Genomic DNA, 17,555 nt, shown 5'->3' with positions numbered 1-17,555 from the left:
AATTATTGCTCTGCTTTTGTTTGTCTTGTTGCAAACGGTACTCCGAATGCTTTCAATAGTTCGAGCGATTCTTCATCCGTCTCTGCGTTCGTTACGAATGTTATGTCCATTCCGCTTATCCTTGTCACCTTATCTACGTCGATCTCCGGAAATATTATCTGCTCTTTAATACCGATGGAATAGTTTCCTCTTCCATCAAAACTCTTGTCGGATAATCCTCTGAAGTCCCTGATCCTCGGTACGGCGATGTTTATGAACCTGTCCAGGAATTCGTACATCCTTGCGTTCCTGAGTGTCAGCCTTACACCGATGTTCATTCCTTCTCTGAGCTTAAAGTTCGATACCGACTTCTTTGCTTTTACAACCACAGGCATTTGACCCGTTATAGTCGCTATCTCTTCTACTGTCTTATCTATCAGCTTCGGATCGTTCACTGCGTCACCCACACCGACGTTAATGCAGATCTTCTCCAGCTTAGGAGCCTGCATCTTGCTCTTATAGTTAAACTTCTTTACGAGCTCAGGAATGATCTTGTCTTTATATCTTTCATACAGTCTTGCAGGTACTTTCTCTTCTACAAAATCACCTTTGTCAGCCTTTTTTCCTTTAGCCTGCTTCTCGTCCTTCTGCTTACCGGGTTCTTCTTGACCTTTTTTTCTTTCTTCTTTGGATTTAGCCATTATCTATTGTAAATAAACTTGTTAGCTTAATAAAATTTCACCGGAGTTTTTGCTCGTTCTCATCCTTTTCTGCTTTCCGGTTGCCTCATCTGTTATTACTTCCATACCTATTCTTGTCGGCTCATTCGTCTTTGGGCAGATAAGCATTATGTTCGAAATATTAATTGGAGCTTCTCTCCTTACTATTCCGCCCTGGGGGTTCTTCTGGTTGGGTTTAGTGTGTCTGTGCATTATGTTCACACCTTCCACTATCACCCTTCCTTTTTCCCTGTTAATAAATAGTATCTTTCCGGATGTACCTTTATAGTTACCGGATACTACCATTACGTTATCGCCTTTTTTTAATCTTGTCTTTGTTGCCATCTTACTTTCGTTTAAACTTTATATTACTTCCGGTGCGAGTGAAATGATCTTCATAAACTGCTTCTCTCTCAGCTCTCTTGCTACCGGTCCGAATATCCTGGTGCCTCTCGGCTCGTTCTGGTTATTTATCAGTACCGCCGCGTTCTCATCAAACTTTATATAGCTTCCGTCTTTTCTTCTTCTCTCTTTTGCAGTCCTTACTATTACTGCTCTGGATACTTCACCTTTTTTTACTGCGCCGCCCGGGATAGCCGTCTTTACGGATACTACTATTATATCTCCGAGGGTCGCGTACCTTTTACCTGAACCGCCTAAAACTCTTATGCACCTTATCGACTTTGCTCCCGAATTATCAGCTACCACCAGGTTTGTTTCTTCGTGTATCATTGTGTAAAATTATAAATCTAGTGTTTATTATTTCGCTTTTTGTACTACCTCTACCAGTCTCCACCTCTTGTTCTTGCTGAGTGGTCTGGTTTCCATTATCTTCACAGTGTCACCGATTGTGCATTCGTTTTTCTCGTCATGTGCCATAAACTTCGTAGTCTTTTTAAAGAACTTCTTATAAAGTCTGTGTTTTACTCTTCTCTCTACTGAGACGACGATGGACTTGTCCATCTTGTTACTTACGACCTTTCCTACTCTTGTCTTCCTGATGCCTCTGCCTTTTTCTTCTACTGCAGGTGCTTCCTGTTTAACCGCCGGTGTCTTTACTTCCTCGGTCACCTGTTCTTGTACTTCTTCTGTTTTATTCTCTTCGCTCATTAATTATTATTTTTTATCTTTGGTTTTGTCCAGGTGAGAATTAATTCCCATTCCCCTTTCCTTTAGTACCGTGACCATCTTTGCAATGTCCCTCTTCATGTTTTTCATAGCCTTGTGATTCTCTAGCTGTCCCGTTGCATGCTGAAATCTGAAATTCTCCAGCGCCTCTCTTGATTGCTGAAGCTCGTTCTCTATGTCAGCGGTTGTCATTTCTCTGAATTGGTATGTCTTCATTATCCTACTCTTTCTACGAATTTTGTTTTTATCGGAAGCTTACTCGATGCGAGCCTGAATGCTTCCCTTGCGACCGCGGCAGATACGCCGTCAGCCTCGAATAATATCCTGCCCGGAAGTACGGGTGCTACCCAGTATTCGGGAGCGCCTTTACCTTTACCCATTCTGGTTTCTGCAGGCTTCTTTGTTACCGGTTTATCCGGGAATATCCTTATCCATACTTTACCGTCCCTCTTCATATACCTCGTAAGGGCTACCCTGGCAGCTTCTATCTGCCTTGATGTCAATTTACCTCTTTCGAGTGTCTTCAATCCGAATGCGCCAAAGTTCACAGTGTGACCGCGGGTTGCGTTTCCACGCATCCTGCCTTTCTGCATCTTTCTGAACTTTACCCTTTTGGGCATTAACATATGCTTATCCTCGCGTCTTTAGTAATTATTGTTGGTAATTTATTTTTGTGTGCTTCTCTCCTCTGCAGATCCAGACCTTTACTCCGATTATTCCGTAAATTGTCTGTGCCTGCACTGAAGCGTAATCTATGTCCGCTCTCAATGTCTGTAGCGGGATCCTTCCCTCTTTATATTGTTCTGTCCTTGCTATTTCAGTACCGCCTAACCTTCCTGCGCACATTACTTTGATACCTTCTGCGCCCATCCTCATCGTAGAGGTGATCGCGCCCTTCATCGCTCTCCTGAATGCAACCCTGTTAGAGATCTGGTTAGCGATGTTGTCCGCTACCAGCTTTGCGCTCAGTTCGGGTTTCTTTATCTCGAATACGTTTATCTTTACATCCTTATTGGTGATCTTCTTGATCTCGCTCTCCAGCTGTGTGATTTCCTTACCGCTCTTACCTATTACAAATCCCGGCCTTGACGTGTGTATCGTTAGAGTTATCTTTTTCAGCGTCCTCTCGATTGCCACCTTAGCTACACCGGCTTTTTCCAGCCTCTTTCCCAGATACTCTCTTATTAGAATATCTTCCTGTAGCTTCTTCGAAAAATCTTTCTCGTCATACCAGTTAGAGTCCCAGGTGTTTATCACCCCAAGTCTGAAACCTATCGGATGCGTCTTCTGTCCCAAATTATTCCTAGTTAGTTAGTTTTAGTTTTTTTATCTGTTTAATTCTTGCTCTTCTTCGTCTGCTTCATCCCCGTCGTAGTCTGCTTCTTCCTTCTGATCATCTTCATTTTTTTCCAGAGGGCTTTCGTCCTCTTCGTCTTCTATTTCTTCTACTTCTTCTGATTCTTCCTGGTCGTCTTCCGCGTCCTCAGCGTCATCTACGTCCTCTTCATCCGTGTCCTCTTCCTGTACTGCGTCCTCATCCACTACTTCCTCGTCTTCCGGTATTTCCTCCTCCACTAGCTCTTCCTCTTCCCCGTTGCTCACTATTATAGTCACGTGCGCCGTCCTCTTGCGCACTCTGTATGCGCGTCCCTGCGGCGCCGGCAACAACCTCTTGTACGACGGTCCTCCGTCCACGTACGCCTCACTCACAAAAACATCTTCCATGCTGAGCCTTCCGCCGTCGAGCTTGTTCTCGAGGTTATTGTAAGCGGAGACAACAGCTTTTTCCACTACGTCTGCGGAGTGGTTCTTCGAAAAGCGGAGGATACCGACCGCGTCCTGCACCGAGCGGTTGCGGATGAGGTCAACTACGAGCCTCATTTTCCTGGGTGAACCTTTCGAATATCGTTTTATCGCTCTGGCTTCCATTATTTACCTTTCTCCTCTTTTCTCTGACCGGAGTGAGCGCGGAACGTGCGGGTCATTGCAAATTCGCCGAGCTTGTGTCCAACCATGTTTTCGGAAACGTAAACGGGGATGAACTTATTGCCGGTGTGTACCGCGAATGTGTGCCCGATGAATTCCGGGATAACTGTGCATGCTCTGGACCAGGTCTTGATTACCTTCTTCTGATTCTGCTCATTAAGTTTTTCAACTTTCTGAACGAGTTTATAATCTACGTGCGGTCCTTTTTTAAGTGATCGAGACATTTATACTTTTATAATTACTTTCTCTTTTTAACAATGAATTTGTTAGACAGTTTTTTCTTCTTCCTTGTTTTCAATCCTTTTGCAGGAAGTCCCCACGGGCTGACCGGGTGTCCACCACCGGACGTCTTACCTTCACCACCACCCATCGGATGATCGACCGGGTTCATCGCAACACCTCTGGACTGAGGGCGTTTGCCTAACCACCTGGAGCGACCGGCTTTACCGATGCTGATGTTTTCGTGATCGATATTGCTGACAACGCCAATGGTTGCTTTGCAATTGCTGAGTATCATTCTGACTTCGCCTGACGGAAGTTTAACCTGGCAGTACTTCTGGTCTTTCGCAACAAGCTGAGCAGAGTTGCCAGCGCTTCTTGCGATCTGTCCGCCTTTGCCGGGTTTCAATTCTACGTTGTGTATGAACGTACCGACCGGGATGCTTTTTAATTCTATTGTGTTGCCCGGTTTGAGATCGGCGTCGTTCGCGGATCTTATTTTGTCGCCGACTTTAATTTCGTTGGGAGCGATGATGTATGCTTTCTCTCCGTCTTCGTATCTAACAAGAGCTATGCGGGCGGTCCTGTTCGGATCGTACTCGATCGCTATCACTTCAGCCGTTCCTTCTTTACCACGCTTGAAATCTATAATTCTGTATCTTCTTTTGTGACCGCCTCCTCTGTGACGCGAGGTGATCCTTCCGAGATTATTCCTACCGCCGGATTTCTTTAACGGTTTGGTTAAGGATTTTTCGGGTTCGGTTTTCGTGATCTCTTCGAAAGTAGATATCGAATAATATCTGGTCGCCGGTGTATTCGGTTTTAGTTTCTTTAAAGCCATGGGTTCAGTACAAGTTCAATTTTTAGACAAACACAAAAATACTGAAATCCGTCCCAAAAGTCAATATAAGAAACTGCTCAATAATTAGTCTTTTATGACATCTAAATGAAAAAAAAGCCCTGCTTTTGAGGCTTCCAAGCAGGGCTGTAAAATCAAGTGATTAAGGCTAAATAATTGTTTAAAAATTATTTTACCAGTACCATCCTTTTTGTTTCGATGAAATCGCCCGCTTCGAGGCGGTAGAAGTAGACACCGCTGGGGAGAGCGGAAGCGTTCCAGTCGTATTCGTATATGCCGGCTGTGAGCTTTTCGTTTACGAGTACTGCGACCTCGCGTCCGAGTATGTCATATACCTTCAGCTTCACCAGTGAGCCTTTGGGGATATCGAATTTTATTTTTGTCGACGGGTTGAATGGGTTGGGATAGTTTTGAGAGAGGGAGAAGATGGAGGGGGTTTCCTGATTAATAATACCGATATTACTCAAGCTACTTGAAGTATCTCCATAAACTATGCCATTTATTACACAACCACGAAGTCTATCAGACCAGATATACATTGGCATTCCACCCCAAACATAATAAAGACCAATGTTCTTAGCATAGTATGTAAACATAAATCCGTTTATCATTTGAAAACCAAGACTGTTTATTGTGGTATTAAATAATGTATCTTGAGATTGTCCTAAACATTTATCAAGAGTAAAACACATACCGGATGTGTCATTTTGATTGGCAGCCAGACTATCAACAAGTTTTTCATAAAAATAATTGAAACAACTATTAGTTGAATCAAATGTATATAAAGATCCTGTCACTGTATCAGTCCTGACCCAGATATCGCTGTGATTTGGAATTACTTCAAGATAATAATACTTTACCCCGAATATTATTGTATCTCGGTTAATTGTAAACTTTTCAATACTATAATATGTGTTTACCGAAGTTACAACTTTTCTTAAGTAAGTATAGGAATTGCCCAAAGCTAATGGCATATACTTAGTTGCCTCAAGATTTTGAGGTACTACATCATGAGTGAACACTAAAAATATGTAGACCAAAATTATTTTTTTCATCCCTTCCTCATTTTACCAGTACCATCCTTTTTGTTTCGATGAAATCCCCTGCCTGGAGGCGGTAGAAGTAGACACCGCTGGGGAGAGCGGAGGCGTTCCAGTCGTATTCGTACACCCCGGCGTTAAGTTTTTCATTCACCAGCTCCGCCACCTCGCGTCCGAGTATGTCGTAGATCTTTAGTTTGACGAGCGCACCCTTCGGTATATCGAATTTTATTTTTGTCGACGGGTTGAAGGGGTTGGGGTAGTTTTGGGAGAGTGAGAAGGATTGAGGAATTTCTAAAGAATTATTATTCATTCCTGTAATTATTTCACCGCCGGTTGTGGTTTTTAAAATCGCACAAGCACCTCCAACGATCCATGCTGTGTCAGGTCCATGAGCCTTAACAGAAAATAAATAATGTTTTGTATGGCTGTCTTGAGAAAACCAGTTATTACCTGCATTTGTAGTCCTCAATATTACTCCATTTTCTCCTGATATCCAACCTGAATCATTATCATCAAAGGATACAGACCTGAGCCACTCTGTTGTATTACTGGTTTGAGAAATCCACGTTTCTCCACCATTTGAAGTAAATTTTATAACTCCTGATTCACCAACAGCCCACCCTGAATCTTTTGAAATAAAGCAAAGGCCAAAAAATGCTAAATTTGTACCTGAAGGTTTTGGCAGCCAAGTACTTCCTCCATCAGTTGTCTTAAGGATTATTGATAATAAGTAATCACCTCCCGCAATATAACCTGTGTTTTCATCAAGCATCTGAACGCTCCTTAAAGAACCTCCAGTATTACTAACCTGAGGAAACCAGCTTGTTCCAGAGTTAGTCGATTTTACAATTTTACCCCCCGTTCCAACTGAAACCCCAATTGAATCATTAAGAATATTAACCGAATATAAAATACCTCCTGACTCCTCATAACCAAGTAACCAATGACTGCCTCCATCTGTAGTTTTCAATATCCTACTTCTATATCCGCTTACAAAGCCGGTGCTGGCATTTAAAAAACTTACAGAATAAAGATCATACGTAGTTAGAGATTGTGGCAATTCTATCCAATTATATCCACCATTTGTTGATTTTCTTATTGTTGCATTCAACCCAGCCACATAGCCGGTATTATTATCTACAAAGTCTACCGATCTAAGCCATTGAATTGGTAATTCTGTAGATAATTTCCAATTTATACCTCCATTTGTAGTTTTGCCAATACTTCCAAATGCACCAAAAAAATAGCCGGTATTTGAGTTAATCATAGACAAAGACAAAATTAATCCATCTATACCTGATTGTTGTAGTGTCCAATTCTGTCCTGAGTTCAAAGTTCTGGCAACTACACCATTATCTCCCGATAACCAGCCAGTATTGCCATTTACAAAATAAACAGAGTAAAGAGGTCCTGAAACCGTGCCTAAATTTTCCCAATTAATTCCTCCATTCTGCGTTCTATTAACATTATAACCTCCCCAACCAACTGCCCAGCCATAACTTTCATTAATGAAGTAAACCGAATTCAAAGGATTAATTGCTGATTGCTGATCTTGCCAGGTTTGACCGGCATCTAACGTTGTCTTAACGGACCCACCACCGCCAACAGCAATACCTCTACTTGAATCAAAAAAATGCATTGAAAATAAACTAGCTGCAGGTTGAAAAGTAATATAAATCCAGTTAATTCCACCATTGGTAGTTCTTCTAAAACCATTAAATTCGCCGCATACAATACCAGTATTTTCATCAAAAAAATAAACGTCCCGGTACTTAAATAACTGAGGTGTTGACATACTAGTCCAATGATTACCTTTATCAGTTGTTTTTAAGATTGTTCCATTCCAGCCAACTGCCCAACCTGTAAAGTTATTAATAAAATGCGTTGCCAATAATGATATATCCGTCCCACTATTTTGTATAGTCCAATTTAAACCACCATTAGAAGTATATAATATTGTACCATAATCTCCAACCAGAATAAATTCTAAATCATTGAATCTAAAATTATCACTAATTTGATTCCCCTGCGGTAAAGGGTTCTGCCAGAACCATCCGGATTGGCAAAAGGCATTTGAGGACATCAATATTAATATGAGAATCAACTTTCTCATTTTACCAATACCATCCTTTTACTTTCGGTAAACTCCCCTGCCTCCAGCCTGTAAAAATACACCCCGCTGGGTAGAGCGGAGGCGTTCCAGTCGTATTCGTATATGCCGGCTGTGAGCTTTTCGTTTACGAGGACTGCGACCTCGCGTCCGAGTATGTCGTATATCTTTAGTTTGACGAGCGCACCTTTGGGGATGCCGAATTTTATTTTGGTGGAGGGGTTGAAGGGGTTGGGATAGTTTTGGTGGAGGGAGAAGGAAGAGGGAACAGTGTTACCTATTTGCAGTATTGAAGTTACTGTCGTATCACCATAAACAACTCCGTTTATAACACAACCTTTCAGTGTATGGGTGACTGTCCCCGAAATAAAGTTTGAATAATAAGTTACATAAGTACTTAGCCCATAACCGCTGGCATAATAAGAATTGTAAGTAAAAGTAGCAGGTCCTACATTGTAGGAATATGAAAACTTTTTATGAAAAATATTTTGCCCAAACAATTCTCTATTCTCAAAGGAGCATATAACAATTGCAGACTGGCCTGGAATGCAACTATAATTTAATCCTCCAGGCGAAGAAGATAGACTGTCTATCAATATTTCATTTATGTAATGCGAACAACTACCAACTGAATCATACTTATATAAACTTCCCGTCGCGGTGTCAACTCTATACCAGCCGTTAAATTTAATGGAATTAATAAAATAATATTTTCTCCCATCAATTAAAGAATCTCTATCAATAGTACCTCTTCTAAGATATGTTGTATCATAACCTCCACCTGAATGGCTATTGACAGAATAAACATATACATTACCAACCGACATTGGAAAGAGATTTTGACCGCTAGATTGGCTATAGGTGTATGGGACTGATAGTACAATTATTAATAATATAGGCAGTAAAATTCTTCTCATTTTCTAAATCTTTAGGTGGGAGCCTACTCTATAAACATAAGTGAATATGTTTAAATAATCAATAGCCTGGGCGCGCCGTAAGGAGCGTTTTTGTATGGGAAACGTGTAAAGTGGAAAGTAATTAGGCGAAGAGCATGTCTATCATTTCAAGGACGCTCTTTCCGTCTGCCTCGGCATTGAAATTGGGAAGGAGCCTGTGCCTGAGCACCGGACGGGAGACCCTCTTTATGTCGTCGATCGTCGGCGAGTAGCGGCCCTCGAGTATGCAGAGAGTCTTTGCTCCGAGTATGAGGTACTGCGACGCGCGCGGACCAGCGCCCCAGCTTATGTAGTCTTTTATGAACTGCGGGCTTTCGGCATTCGCAGGACGTGTCTTTGCGACGACACTGACCGTGTAATCTATTACTTCATCCGCGACAGGAACTTTGCGGACGAGGTTTTGATAGCGGATTATATCCTCGGCTGTAAAGATGTGACTGAGCTCGGGATGATACATGCTGGTGGTCTTTTTTATAATGTCGGATTCTTCCGACTCGTTGGGATAGTCAAGCCAGAGATTGAACATGAACCTGTCGAGCTGTGCTTCGGGAAGGGGGTATGTTCCCTCCTGCTCGATGGGGTTTTGCGTAGCAAGAACGAAGAATGGTTCTTCGAGCTTGTACGTCGTACCGGCGGCAGTGACTTTATGTTCCTGCATCGCCTCGAGCAGAGCGGACTGAGTTTTAGGAGGAGTCCTGTTTATTTCGTCCGCGAGAAGCATATTGGCAAAGATAGGACCTTTGATGAATTTGAAGAACTTCTTTCCTTCCTCATCGCTCTCGAGTATTTCCGTACCGGTGATATCCGAGGGCATGAGGTCGGGCGTGAACTGTATGCGATTGAATTTGAGATCGAGCACTTCAGCCAGGGTCCTTACAATGAGGGTTTTTGCAAGACCGGGCACACCTATTAGGAGACAGTGTCCGTTAGCGAGGATAGAGATGATTATCTGCTCTATTATACGGTCCTGTCCGACGATCACTTTAGCTACTTCGGTTTTTAGTTCGACGTATTTGCTATTGAGTTCGCTGACGAGTTTTACATCGCTTTCCTGTACAGTCATTTTTATTGTGCTTTGATCAGACATAGTACGTTTTTGGTTAATAGGTCCTATAGTTCTTTTAATACCGAAACTTCGCAAATATGTTTCATATCTTCCTCAATTTCTTTCGGATTTCCGGCAATAGAGATCAGTAAATTATCCGGATGCAGGTATTTTTCAGCAGTTTCTTTGATTTCTTCGCGTGTTAATGCATTTACACTGCTGAGGTACGTACTATAGTAATCATCATCCATGTCATAAAGTTTCAGATTTATGAGCTTAGATGCGATAGCATTTGGAGTCTCCAGCTGCAGCGGGAAATTGCCGGTGATGAAATTCTTTATGTTCTGAAGCTCGTCTTCGGTGACGAGTTCATCGCGCATGCGTCTTATTTCGATAATGATCTGCTTAACGGCGTCGTGTGTGAGGTTGTTCTTCACTTCAGTCTCGACGGAGAAGTCACCGCTGACCTTTTTCCAGTCGAACGCGGAGCGCGCGCCGTAAGTGTAGCCGTGGACTTCGCGTAGATTGTGATTGATACGCGAGGTGAAACTACCTCCGAGAATGGTATTCATCACGGTGGCGGGAATAAAGTCCGGGTTATCACGGCTGATGCCGATATGTCCCATTTTTATGGAAGACTGCACGGAGCCGCGCTTCTCTATTAGATAGGCGTGCGAAGGTTTTTGAATCAATTCCGGAACGGTTTCTTTTTGCGGGCGGTCGCCTGCGTGGAGTTCGCGGAATTTTTCATTCACCTTCAGCATGGCTTCCTCCGGCGAGATATCACCGACGAATGCTACAATAAGATTGCAAGGCACGAAATATTTTTTGTGGAAATTTACAAAGTCCTCTCTCGTAAAGTCATCGACGGCGCTTTTCACACCTTCCACCGGATACGCATACGGGAAATCACCGTAGAGATACTTGCTAAAAATACGCGACGCAAGGTAATCGCCTTCATCGAGATAACTAAGCAGAGTATTGTGGCGCTGTTCCTTGAGACGCTTTATTTCATCTTCCGGGAAAGTGGGATCGAAAACAGTATCGGAAGCGATGTCGAATATTTTGTCAAAATGTTTCTTTAAAGAGTACGTACTGACGAAGCTGGCATCATGGTCGCACCCGCTGGAAAGCACACCGCCGAGAAAATCGACTTCACGCGCTATATCCGTTGCCGTGCGTTTTGAAGTACCTTTCAGCATGAGGTCAAGCGTCATGGATGACAGACCCGCTTTATTATTCCCGGTAACGGTATCCATGTAAGAACCGGATTTGAAAACGAACCTTGCGCTGACGAGAGGAAGCTTCCTGTCCTCAACGACTAGTACGGTTATACCGTTGTCGGTTTTGCTTTCGAAAAAGTCGGGGAATTTAACGTCTTTAATCTCTCCCGGTGCAGGAGGAATGGATCTATCAAGAGTCATAGAGTTATCTTTATTCATTTCACTTATACTCATTTTAAAAAAATTTATAGATTAGGTAAATAGTTTAACACGACCCGACGGCTTCTATCCAAAAAGCGTCTAACCGTATCCACAAGGTCATCGGCTGTCGTATTCAGGTAATATTTTATTTCAGTATTGATGAGATCCACGTCATCGTAAAATATCTTCAATGAGGAGAGCTTATCCGCCAAACCGATAATGGAATGTCTTCTCGTGCTGAACGTGGTTTCTATTTTATTTTTAACTTTTGAAATTTCTTCTTCAGTGAATCTACCCTCGGCAAGGTCATCAAGAGTGCGGTCGATGACAAACTCCATTTCGCGGGTGTCCTTTCCGGCGTAGCCGTAAGAGAACAGTGAGAACATGCTGACGTCCTCCATTTCGTAAACGGACGTCTCTATCTCGGAGGCGATGTTTTCGATGACGAGGTCTTTATAAAGGCGCGAGCTATCGCCGTCGCTGAGTATCGAGCTGATTACCTTCATCGCATAGTTTTCTTTCGAGCCCATCTTTGGAAGTCTGAAAAAATGGAACGTCGCAGGAAGCTGGACATTGTCATAAATTTCGACCATTTCCGCGCCGTTTGAGATTATCTCGTCGAATGCGGGCTTAGCAGGTTTATCCTTCCTATCGAATTCACCGTAGTATTTTCTTACAAGATCCTCTGTCTTATTATAATCGATGTCGCCGGTAATGGATAGCACAGCATTTGACGCGCGGTAATAGCGTTCCCAAAATTTTCTTATTTCGCCGAGTGTAGCGTTTTTGATGTCATCGGCTGACCCGATAATCATATTGCTGTAGCGGCTTCCATTAAACAATCTTTTAGAGCTCTCCTCCTCCAGCGAGCCATAAGGAGTATTGTCGTAAATCGTCATCTTCTCTTCGAGGACGACATCCTTTTGAATGTCGAGGCTCTTCTGGTCTATGCCGAAACCAGCCATCCTGTCGGAATCGAGCCACAGAGCAAACTCAAGCTGGTTAGAAGGAATCACGACATAATAGCTCGTAACATCGGTCGAGGTGTAGGCATTGCTTTCGCCTCCCCTCTCCTGCAATAGAAGATCAAACTCACCATTCTTTGTGTTTGCCGTGCCCTCGAAAAGCAGGTGCTCGAAGAGGTGCGCGAGTCCACTCTGCCCGGGTTCTTCGTCTTTAGAACCGACGTGATACGTGCAATTAACAGCGACGGACGGTATCCTTTCATTACGTGAAAGAACCACACGCAAACCATTGTCGAGTGTAAATTCCCGGAAGTCAACTCTCGGAATATAAAGGTCTTTATTTACAAGAAGGGGCTGAGCTTTGTCCATGTTAATATTTCTTCGGAATATATTTCATAACGAACTTATACTTATCTTTAAAGCATTTTTCACTCGATCTCAGTATATCCTCTTGTGAGTATGAGCGGTAGATCTGTGATTTTCTATTGATGAGGTCAACGTCATCGAACTGCATTTTATTGAATAAGGTGTCCATACCAATCTTCTGCACGGTCGAAAGTGAAGAAGCATGGTAGAACTCGATACCATTACTGACTTTTTCGTATTCATAATCAGTTATCCCTTTGTCGATCATATTGTTCATTTCCTCGTATATAACATTTTCCACAAGGTCAATATTACCGTCCACATTTAGCTCCGCCCGGATCAAAAATATACCGGCATCCTGAAGCTGGTACTTAAGCGCGTGAACGGACTTTGCCGCCTGCATATCATATATCAGTCTTTTATATAGCCTGCTACTTTTATCATTTGCGATAACGTCCGCGAAATAATCGATAGTGTATGATTCGTCCGTGCCTGCTTTTGGTATCTGGAACGCAATATACAGTACGGGCAGAGAAACATCGTCATGTATAACACTATAAACGTCACCGCTCATTTCTTTAATCACATTTTCCCGGCGGGGTGGCATTCCACCATTCTTTACCGAACCGAAGTACTTTTCTATTAACGCAACTGCATTATCTCTGTCGAAATCTCCCGAAAGCACAAGGAAAGAATTTTCGGGTGAGTAATATGTTTTGTGAAAATCTATTGCTTCATCGAGAGTGAACGAAAGAATATCATCGTCGTATCCTATGACGGGGCTTTCGTAATTAGAATCTCTAAACAGGGTTTTAAAAATATTATGAAATGCCATCCCGTAGGGAGCGTTATCGTATCTTTGTTTTTTCTCTTCTATAACTACCTGCTTCTGGTTGTTAAGATTTTCCTCCGTGAAGTCGAGGGAATTCATTCTGTCGGACTCAAGCCAAAGAGCGGCTTCGAGTTGATTGGAAGGCACGACGTCAAAATAAACTGTAAAATCCTGCATCGTAAACGCATTACATATCCCGCCAATATTCTGAACATACTTCATATGCTCCCCTCTTTTAACATTATCGGATCCCTGGAACATCAAGTGTTCAAAGAGGTGGGCAATACCTTTTTTATGAGGGGCTTCATCCCTTGAGCCCACATGATAGCCCAAAGTCACACCAACGAGAGGATTGCTATTATCCCTATAAAAAATACATGATAAGCCATTGCCAGTAACGTATTCTTCAAATTTTAATTTTTTATCAGCGGGAGAACTAATATCGGCAGTTTTGTGGTTTATATTCTCAGACTTGAATTTATTCAATTACTTAATTATTATTAAAAAAACAAAGTTAATCTCTTTGAAGATTAATTTCACTGTAAAAAAAATAGGCACATCAAAGGGGAAATTATAGGAAAAAAATTACATAAGTTATTGTTAAAAGTATAAATTGTTTGTTATGAAAAAGCCCAACTCAACCACAGCGTTATTTGTAGTGCTGGTTTCCCTGCTTTTTACCACCCTAGGATCCAATACCGGTTATTCACAAATCGATGCAGTATTTGGACAGAACAAGGTCCAGTATAAAACATTTAAATGGAAATATCTTCAGTCCAAGCACTTCGATGTATATTTTTACCAGGGCGGAGAATACATAGCAGAATATACGGCTAAGGTAGCCGAAAGTTCGCTGGATTCTATATCGAAGAGTTTCGATTACAGGATCTCGAACCGGATACCGATAGTGGTATTTAATTCACACAACGATTTCCAGCAAAACAATATCATAGATCAATACCTGCCTGAAGGCGTCGGCGGTGTAACGGAGCTCTTTAAGAACAGGGTACTCGTTCCATTCGAGGGCGATTACGAAAAGTTCAGGCACGTAATACACCACGAGCTGGTACACGCATTCATGAATGACATGTACTACGGCGGTTCGATACAGAACATCATTTCAAGGAACATCACATTAATATTCCCATTATGGTTTAGCGAAGGTATGGCGGAATTTCAGAGCCTCGACGGACTGGACAAGCCGACCGACATGTTCATGCGAGACGCGGTAGTAAATAATTACCTGCCCCCGCTCGAATATATCGGAGGTTACTTCGCTTACCGCGCCGGTCAGAGCTTCTTTGCGTGGCTGGCAGATTATTACGGAGAAGAAACCATCGGCGAGCTGATGAACAACATCAAGGGACTTGGTGACGTGGATGCGGCATTTAAGGAAACGTATAAGATCAGTCTCGAAAAAATAGGTGAGAAGTGGCAGAAGGAATTGAAGAAGACATACTGGCCCGGAATTAGTTTTAGGGAGGAAGTAGATGACTTTTCAAAACAGCTGACGAATCACGAGAGGGACGGCGGTTATTATAACGTGTCCCCGGTTATCTCGCCAAACGGAAACATGTTCGCATTTATTTCAAACCGCGATGACCTGTTCGACGTGTTCATTGCAAACGCAAACACGGGTGAAGTGATACAGAAGGTCATTAACGGAAGTACGGGAAGCGATTTCGAGGAACTGCAGATACTAACACCGGGACTGTCCTGGTCACCAGACGGACGCAGGCTTGCTGTCAGTGTAAAAGCAGGCGACAGGGATGCTATATACATCATTAACGTAAAGTCAGGTGACGAGAAAAAACTGCCAGTAAAGAGCAATAACATATCCTACGTAACATGGTCTCCGAACGGAGATAAACTTGCGTATGTGGGCTTGACGGACAGGGAGTCGGACATATATACGTACGACCTTTCGACAGGTTCGGTGGAAAACCTAACGGATGATATCTTTTCGGAGATGAGCCCGACATGGTCGCCAGACGGAAAATATATTTATTTCACGTCCGACAGAGGAGACTATGTTGATAAGAACATGGTGCCGGCGGATTTTAAGATGTACGATTACGAGCCGACACAGGAAGATATATATAAAGTCGAAGTTCAGACCGGTCATGTAATAAGAGAGACCAATATCCCATTCTCAAAGCAATCATATGCCCAGCTAAGCCCAGATGGTGATAAGATGCTTTATATCTCAGACGTAAACGGTATAAGCAATCTATACCTGCGACATTATGACACAACAGGCGCACCAATAGACAAGCCAATCACTAATTCGCTCAACCCACTCGACCAGATCTCGGTATCAAAGGACGGGAAGAAGATGCTCTTCGTGGCGCTGAACAAAGGCGGATATGATATTTACTCGATGAATAATCCGTTCGAAAGAGATATAGGTATGGACAAGCTGGTGCCGACGGAATACGTAATGAAAAAGTACGGCAACGTGAACAGCGAAGGTCTTGTAATAAAGACAAACAATACCAACGACACGATGGCTCAAGCGCCAATAGTGCCGGAAATGGATTCGACCGGGCTAACGACGAACGACAGCCTGATGACGGAAGATTCGACGGAGATAGTGAAGAGCGACACGGTGAAAGGGCTTTATGGAAATGACATTAAGCTGAGCTTTAAAGATAATAAAGACGAAAAAGTAAGAACGAACTACCTGGATTCGCTGTACAAGACTAATACGAACTTTAAGGTAGCGGATAATACAAACGATGACGGGTCGTACAAGATCCACAATTATAAGATAAAATTCACACCAGACATAGTATACGGAGCAGCAGACTATTCCAGCTATTACGGTGTACAGGGAACGGCAACGATAGCCTTCAGCGATCTGCTCGGAAACCACAGGATACAGATACTGACCTCGATGGTGATAGACCTTAAGAACAGTGACTACGCGGTAGGATATTATTATCTGCCGATGAGACTAGACCTCGGCGCGCAGTTATTCCATACGGCAAGATTCCTGCTCTATGACAGAGGACTTGGTTTTGGTGACCAGCTGTACAGGTACAGGAGCTTCGGGCTTAACCTCGCGGCATCATATCCATTCTCCAGATTCAAGAGAATAGACGGCGGAATAACAGCGATGCACGTATCAAAGGAAAATCTCGACGATTCGAGCGAGCCGATAGAGGAAAAGAACCTATTCATCCCGTCGATGAGCTTTGTTCACGATAACACGTTATTCGATTACATAACCCCGGTAAAGGGTACACGATATAACATATCCGCACTTGGTACTCCAAAGATCGGCGAGAACGGAGTAGGATTCGTTTCGGGACTGCTGGATTACAGGACGTATTTTAAGATCGCGGACGGATACAGTTTCGCGCTAAGATTTGCGGGCGGAGCAAGCTTTGGACCTAACCCGATGAGATTTTACATCGGCGGTGTACCGAACTGGATCAACAGAGACTTCGCGAACAACAACATCCCAATATCGGATATAGAAGAATACGTATTTTCGACACCGGGACTTCCTCTCAGGGGATATGACTATGACGCAAAATCGGGATCGCGATACGCGCTGATGAATGCCGAGCTTAGGTTCCCGATAATAAGATATTTGATACTCGGATTATTGCCGATAGGATTCCAGAATATAGAGGGTGTATTATTTATGGATGCAGGTACGGCGTGGAGCGACAGCAACCCGCTACAACTATTCCAGGATGATGCATCAGGAAAATTGGTAACGAGAGACCTGCTAACGGGATTTGGTATAGGAACGCGGGCAGTGTTCCTTAACTTGCCGTTGATGTTCGACGTGGCATGGAGCTATAACCTGGATAAGTTCTCGGCACCGAAGTATTATATTTCGATAGGATTTGATTTCTAAATAAGAGATAGAAATAAAAAGAAGCCCCGTGGTTTTAATTAACCGCGGGGCTT

The 17,555-nt window shown here is 43.0% G+C and carries 18 protein-coding genes; 1 reads left to right on the top strand and 17 read right to left on the bottom strand.

All coding sequences use genetic code 11. From position 1 onward, the window contains the following. Nucleotides 1-2: 2 nt before the first annotated feature. From rplE to H6614_03710, 17 genes are all read right to left on the bottom strand, one after another. Nucleotides 3-680 carry a 50S ribosomal protein L5 gene (gene rplE / locus H6614_03790; protein MCB9242770.1) on the bottom strand — a complete coding sequence of 226 codons (678 nt, stop codon included), beginning with the start codon at nucleotides 678-680 and terminating at the stop codon, nucleotides 3-5. 21 nt (nucleotides 681-701) lie between these two features. After that, on the bottom strand, nucleotides 702-1,043 hold the full coding sequence (gene rplX / locus H6614_03785) for a 50S ribosomal protein L24 (GenBank protein ID MCB9242769.1): 342 nt from the start codon (nucleotides 1,041-1,043) through the stop codon (nucleotides 702-704). Nucleotides 1,044-1,061: 18 nt separating this feature from the next. After that, on the bottom strand, nucleotides 1,062-1,430 hold the full coding sequence (rplN, locus tag H6614_03780) for a 50S ribosomal protein L14 (protein ID MCB9242768.1): 369 nt from the start codon (nucleotides 1,428-1,430) through the stop codon (nucleotides 1,062-1,064). A 27-nt stretch (nucleotides 1,431-1,457) separates the two neighbouring features. Continuing rightward, the gene (rpsQ, locus tag H6614_03775) at nucleotides 1,458-1,808 is read right to left on the bottom strand and encodes a 30S ribosomal protein S17 (protein ID MCB9242767.1); all 351 of its coding nucleotides are present in this window, start codon (nucleotides 1,806-1,808) and stop codon (nucleotides 1,458-1,460) included. 6 nt (nucleotides 1,809-1,814) lie between these two features. Beyond that, nucleotides 1,815-2,042: a 50S ribosomal protein L29 gene (gene rpmC, locus H6614_03770; GenBank protein MCB9242766.1), complete on the bottom strand. Its 228-nt coding sequence runs from the start codon at nucleotides 2,040-2,042 to the stop codon at nucleotides 1,815-1,817. After that, nucleotides 2,042-2,452 carry a 50S ribosomal protein L16 gene (rplP, locus tag H6614_03765; protein ID MCB9242765.1) on the bottom strand — a complete coding sequence of 137 codons (411 nt, stop codon included), beginning with the start codon at nucleotides 2,450-2,452 and terminating at the stop codon, nucleotides 2,042-2,044. The genes rpmC and rplP overlap by 1 nt, the downstream gene beginning before the upstream one ends. Nucleotides 2,453-2,477: 25 nt before the next feature. Continuing rightward, nucleotides 2,478-3,122, bottom strand: coding sequence for a 30S ribosomal protein S3 (gene rpsC, locus H6614_03760; protein MCB9242764.1), 645 nt, complete (start codon nucleotides 3,120-3,122; stop codon nucleotides 2,478-2,480). 30 nt (nucleotides 3,123-3,152) lie between these two features. Then, nucleotides 3,153-3,755, bottom strand: a complete 603-nt coding sequence (gene rplV, locus H6614_03755; GenBank protein ID MCB9242763.1) for a 50S ribosomal protein L22 — start codon at nucleotides 3,753-3,755, stop codon at nucleotides 3,153-3,155. Next, entirely contained in the window at nucleotides 3,755-4,036 is a 282-nt protein-coding gene (rpsS, locus tag H6614_03750; protein ID MCB9242762.1) for a 30S ribosomal protein S19, read from the bottom strand. The genes rplV and rpsS overlap by 1 nt, the downstream gene beginning before the upstream one ends. A gap of 14 nt (nucleotides 4,037-4,050) precedes the next feature. Next, nucleotides 4,051-4,872 (bottom strand): 50S ribosomal protein L2, encoded by an 822-nt coding sequence (gene rplB / locus H6614_03745; protein MCB9242761.1) that lies wholly within the window; start codon nucleotides 4,870-4,872, stop codon nucleotides 4,051-4,053. 185 nt (nucleotides 4,873-5,057) lie between these two features. Further along, entirely contained in the window at nucleotides 5,058-5,582 is a 525-nt protein-coding gene (locus H6614_03740; protein MCB9242760.1) for a T9SS type A sorting domain-containing protein, read from the bottom strand. A gap of 370 nt (nucleotides 5,583-5,952) precedes the next feature. Continuing rightward, nucleotides 5,953-8,046, bottom strand: a complete 2,094-nt coding sequence (locus H6614_03735) for a T9SS type A sorting domain-containing protein (GenBank protein MCB9242759.1) — start codon at nucleotides 8,044-8,046, stop codon at nucleotides 5,953-5,955. Next, the gene (locus H6614_03730; GenBank protein MCB9242758.1) at nucleotides 8,043-8,870 is read right to left on the bottom strand and encodes a T9SS type A sorting domain-containing protein; all 828 of its coding nucleotides are present in this window, start codon (nucleotides 8,868-8,870) and stop codon (nucleotides 8,043-8,045) included. The genes H6614_03735 and H6614_03730 overlap by 4 nt, the downstream gene beginning before the upstream one ends. Nucleotides 8,871-9,081: 211 nt before the next feature. After that, nucleotides 9,082-10,062 carry a MoxR family ATPase gene (locus H6614_03725; protein ID MCB9242757.1) on the bottom strand — a complete coding sequence of 327 codons (981 nt, stop codon included), beginning with the start codon at nucleotides 10,060-10,062 and terminating at the stop codon, nucleotides 9,082-9,084. Nucleotides 10,063-10,109: 47 nt separating this feature from the next. Further along, nucleotides 10,110-11,486 (bottom strand): insulinase family protein, encoded by a 1,377-nt coding sequence (locus tag H6614_03720; GenBank protein ID MCB9242756.1) that lies wholly within the window; start codon nucleotides 11,484-11,486, stop codon nucleotides 10,110-10,112. A 26-nt stretch (nucleotides 11,487-11,512) separates the two neighbouring features. After that, nucleotides 11,513-12,802, bottom strand: coding sequence for an insulinase family protein (locus H6614_03715; protein MCB9242755.1), 1,290 nt, complete (start codon nucleotides 12,800-12,802; stop codon nucleotides 11,513-11,515). A gap of 1 nt (nucleotide 12,803) precedes the next feature. Beyond that, nucleotides 12,804-14,117, bottom strand: a complete 1,314-nt coding sequence (locus H6614_03710; protein MCB9242754.1) for an insulinase family protein — start codon at nucleotides 14,115-14,117, stop codon at nucleotides 12,804-12,806. Between the two features lie 136 nt (nucleotides 14,118-14,253). On the opposite strand from H6614_03710, the gene H6614_03705 reads away from it, so the two are divergent. Beyond that, the gene (locus tag H6614_03705) at nucleotides 14,254-17,502 is read left to right on the top strand and encodes a PD40 domain-containing protein (protein MCB9242753.1); all 3,249 of its coding nucleotides are present in this window, start codon (nucleotides 14,254-14,256) and stop codon (nucleotides 17,500-17,502) included. Nucleotides 17,503-17,555: the final 53 nt, after the last annotated feature.

The organism is Ignavibacteriales bacterium, from assembly GCA_020635255.1.
GTDB lineage: Bacteria > Bacteroidota > Ignavibacteria > Tepidaquicellales > Tepidaquicellaceae > JAEYVS01.
The sequence above is the reverse complement of the archived record's forward strand: the minus strand, read 5'-3'. Positions and strand labels throughout refer to the sequence as shown.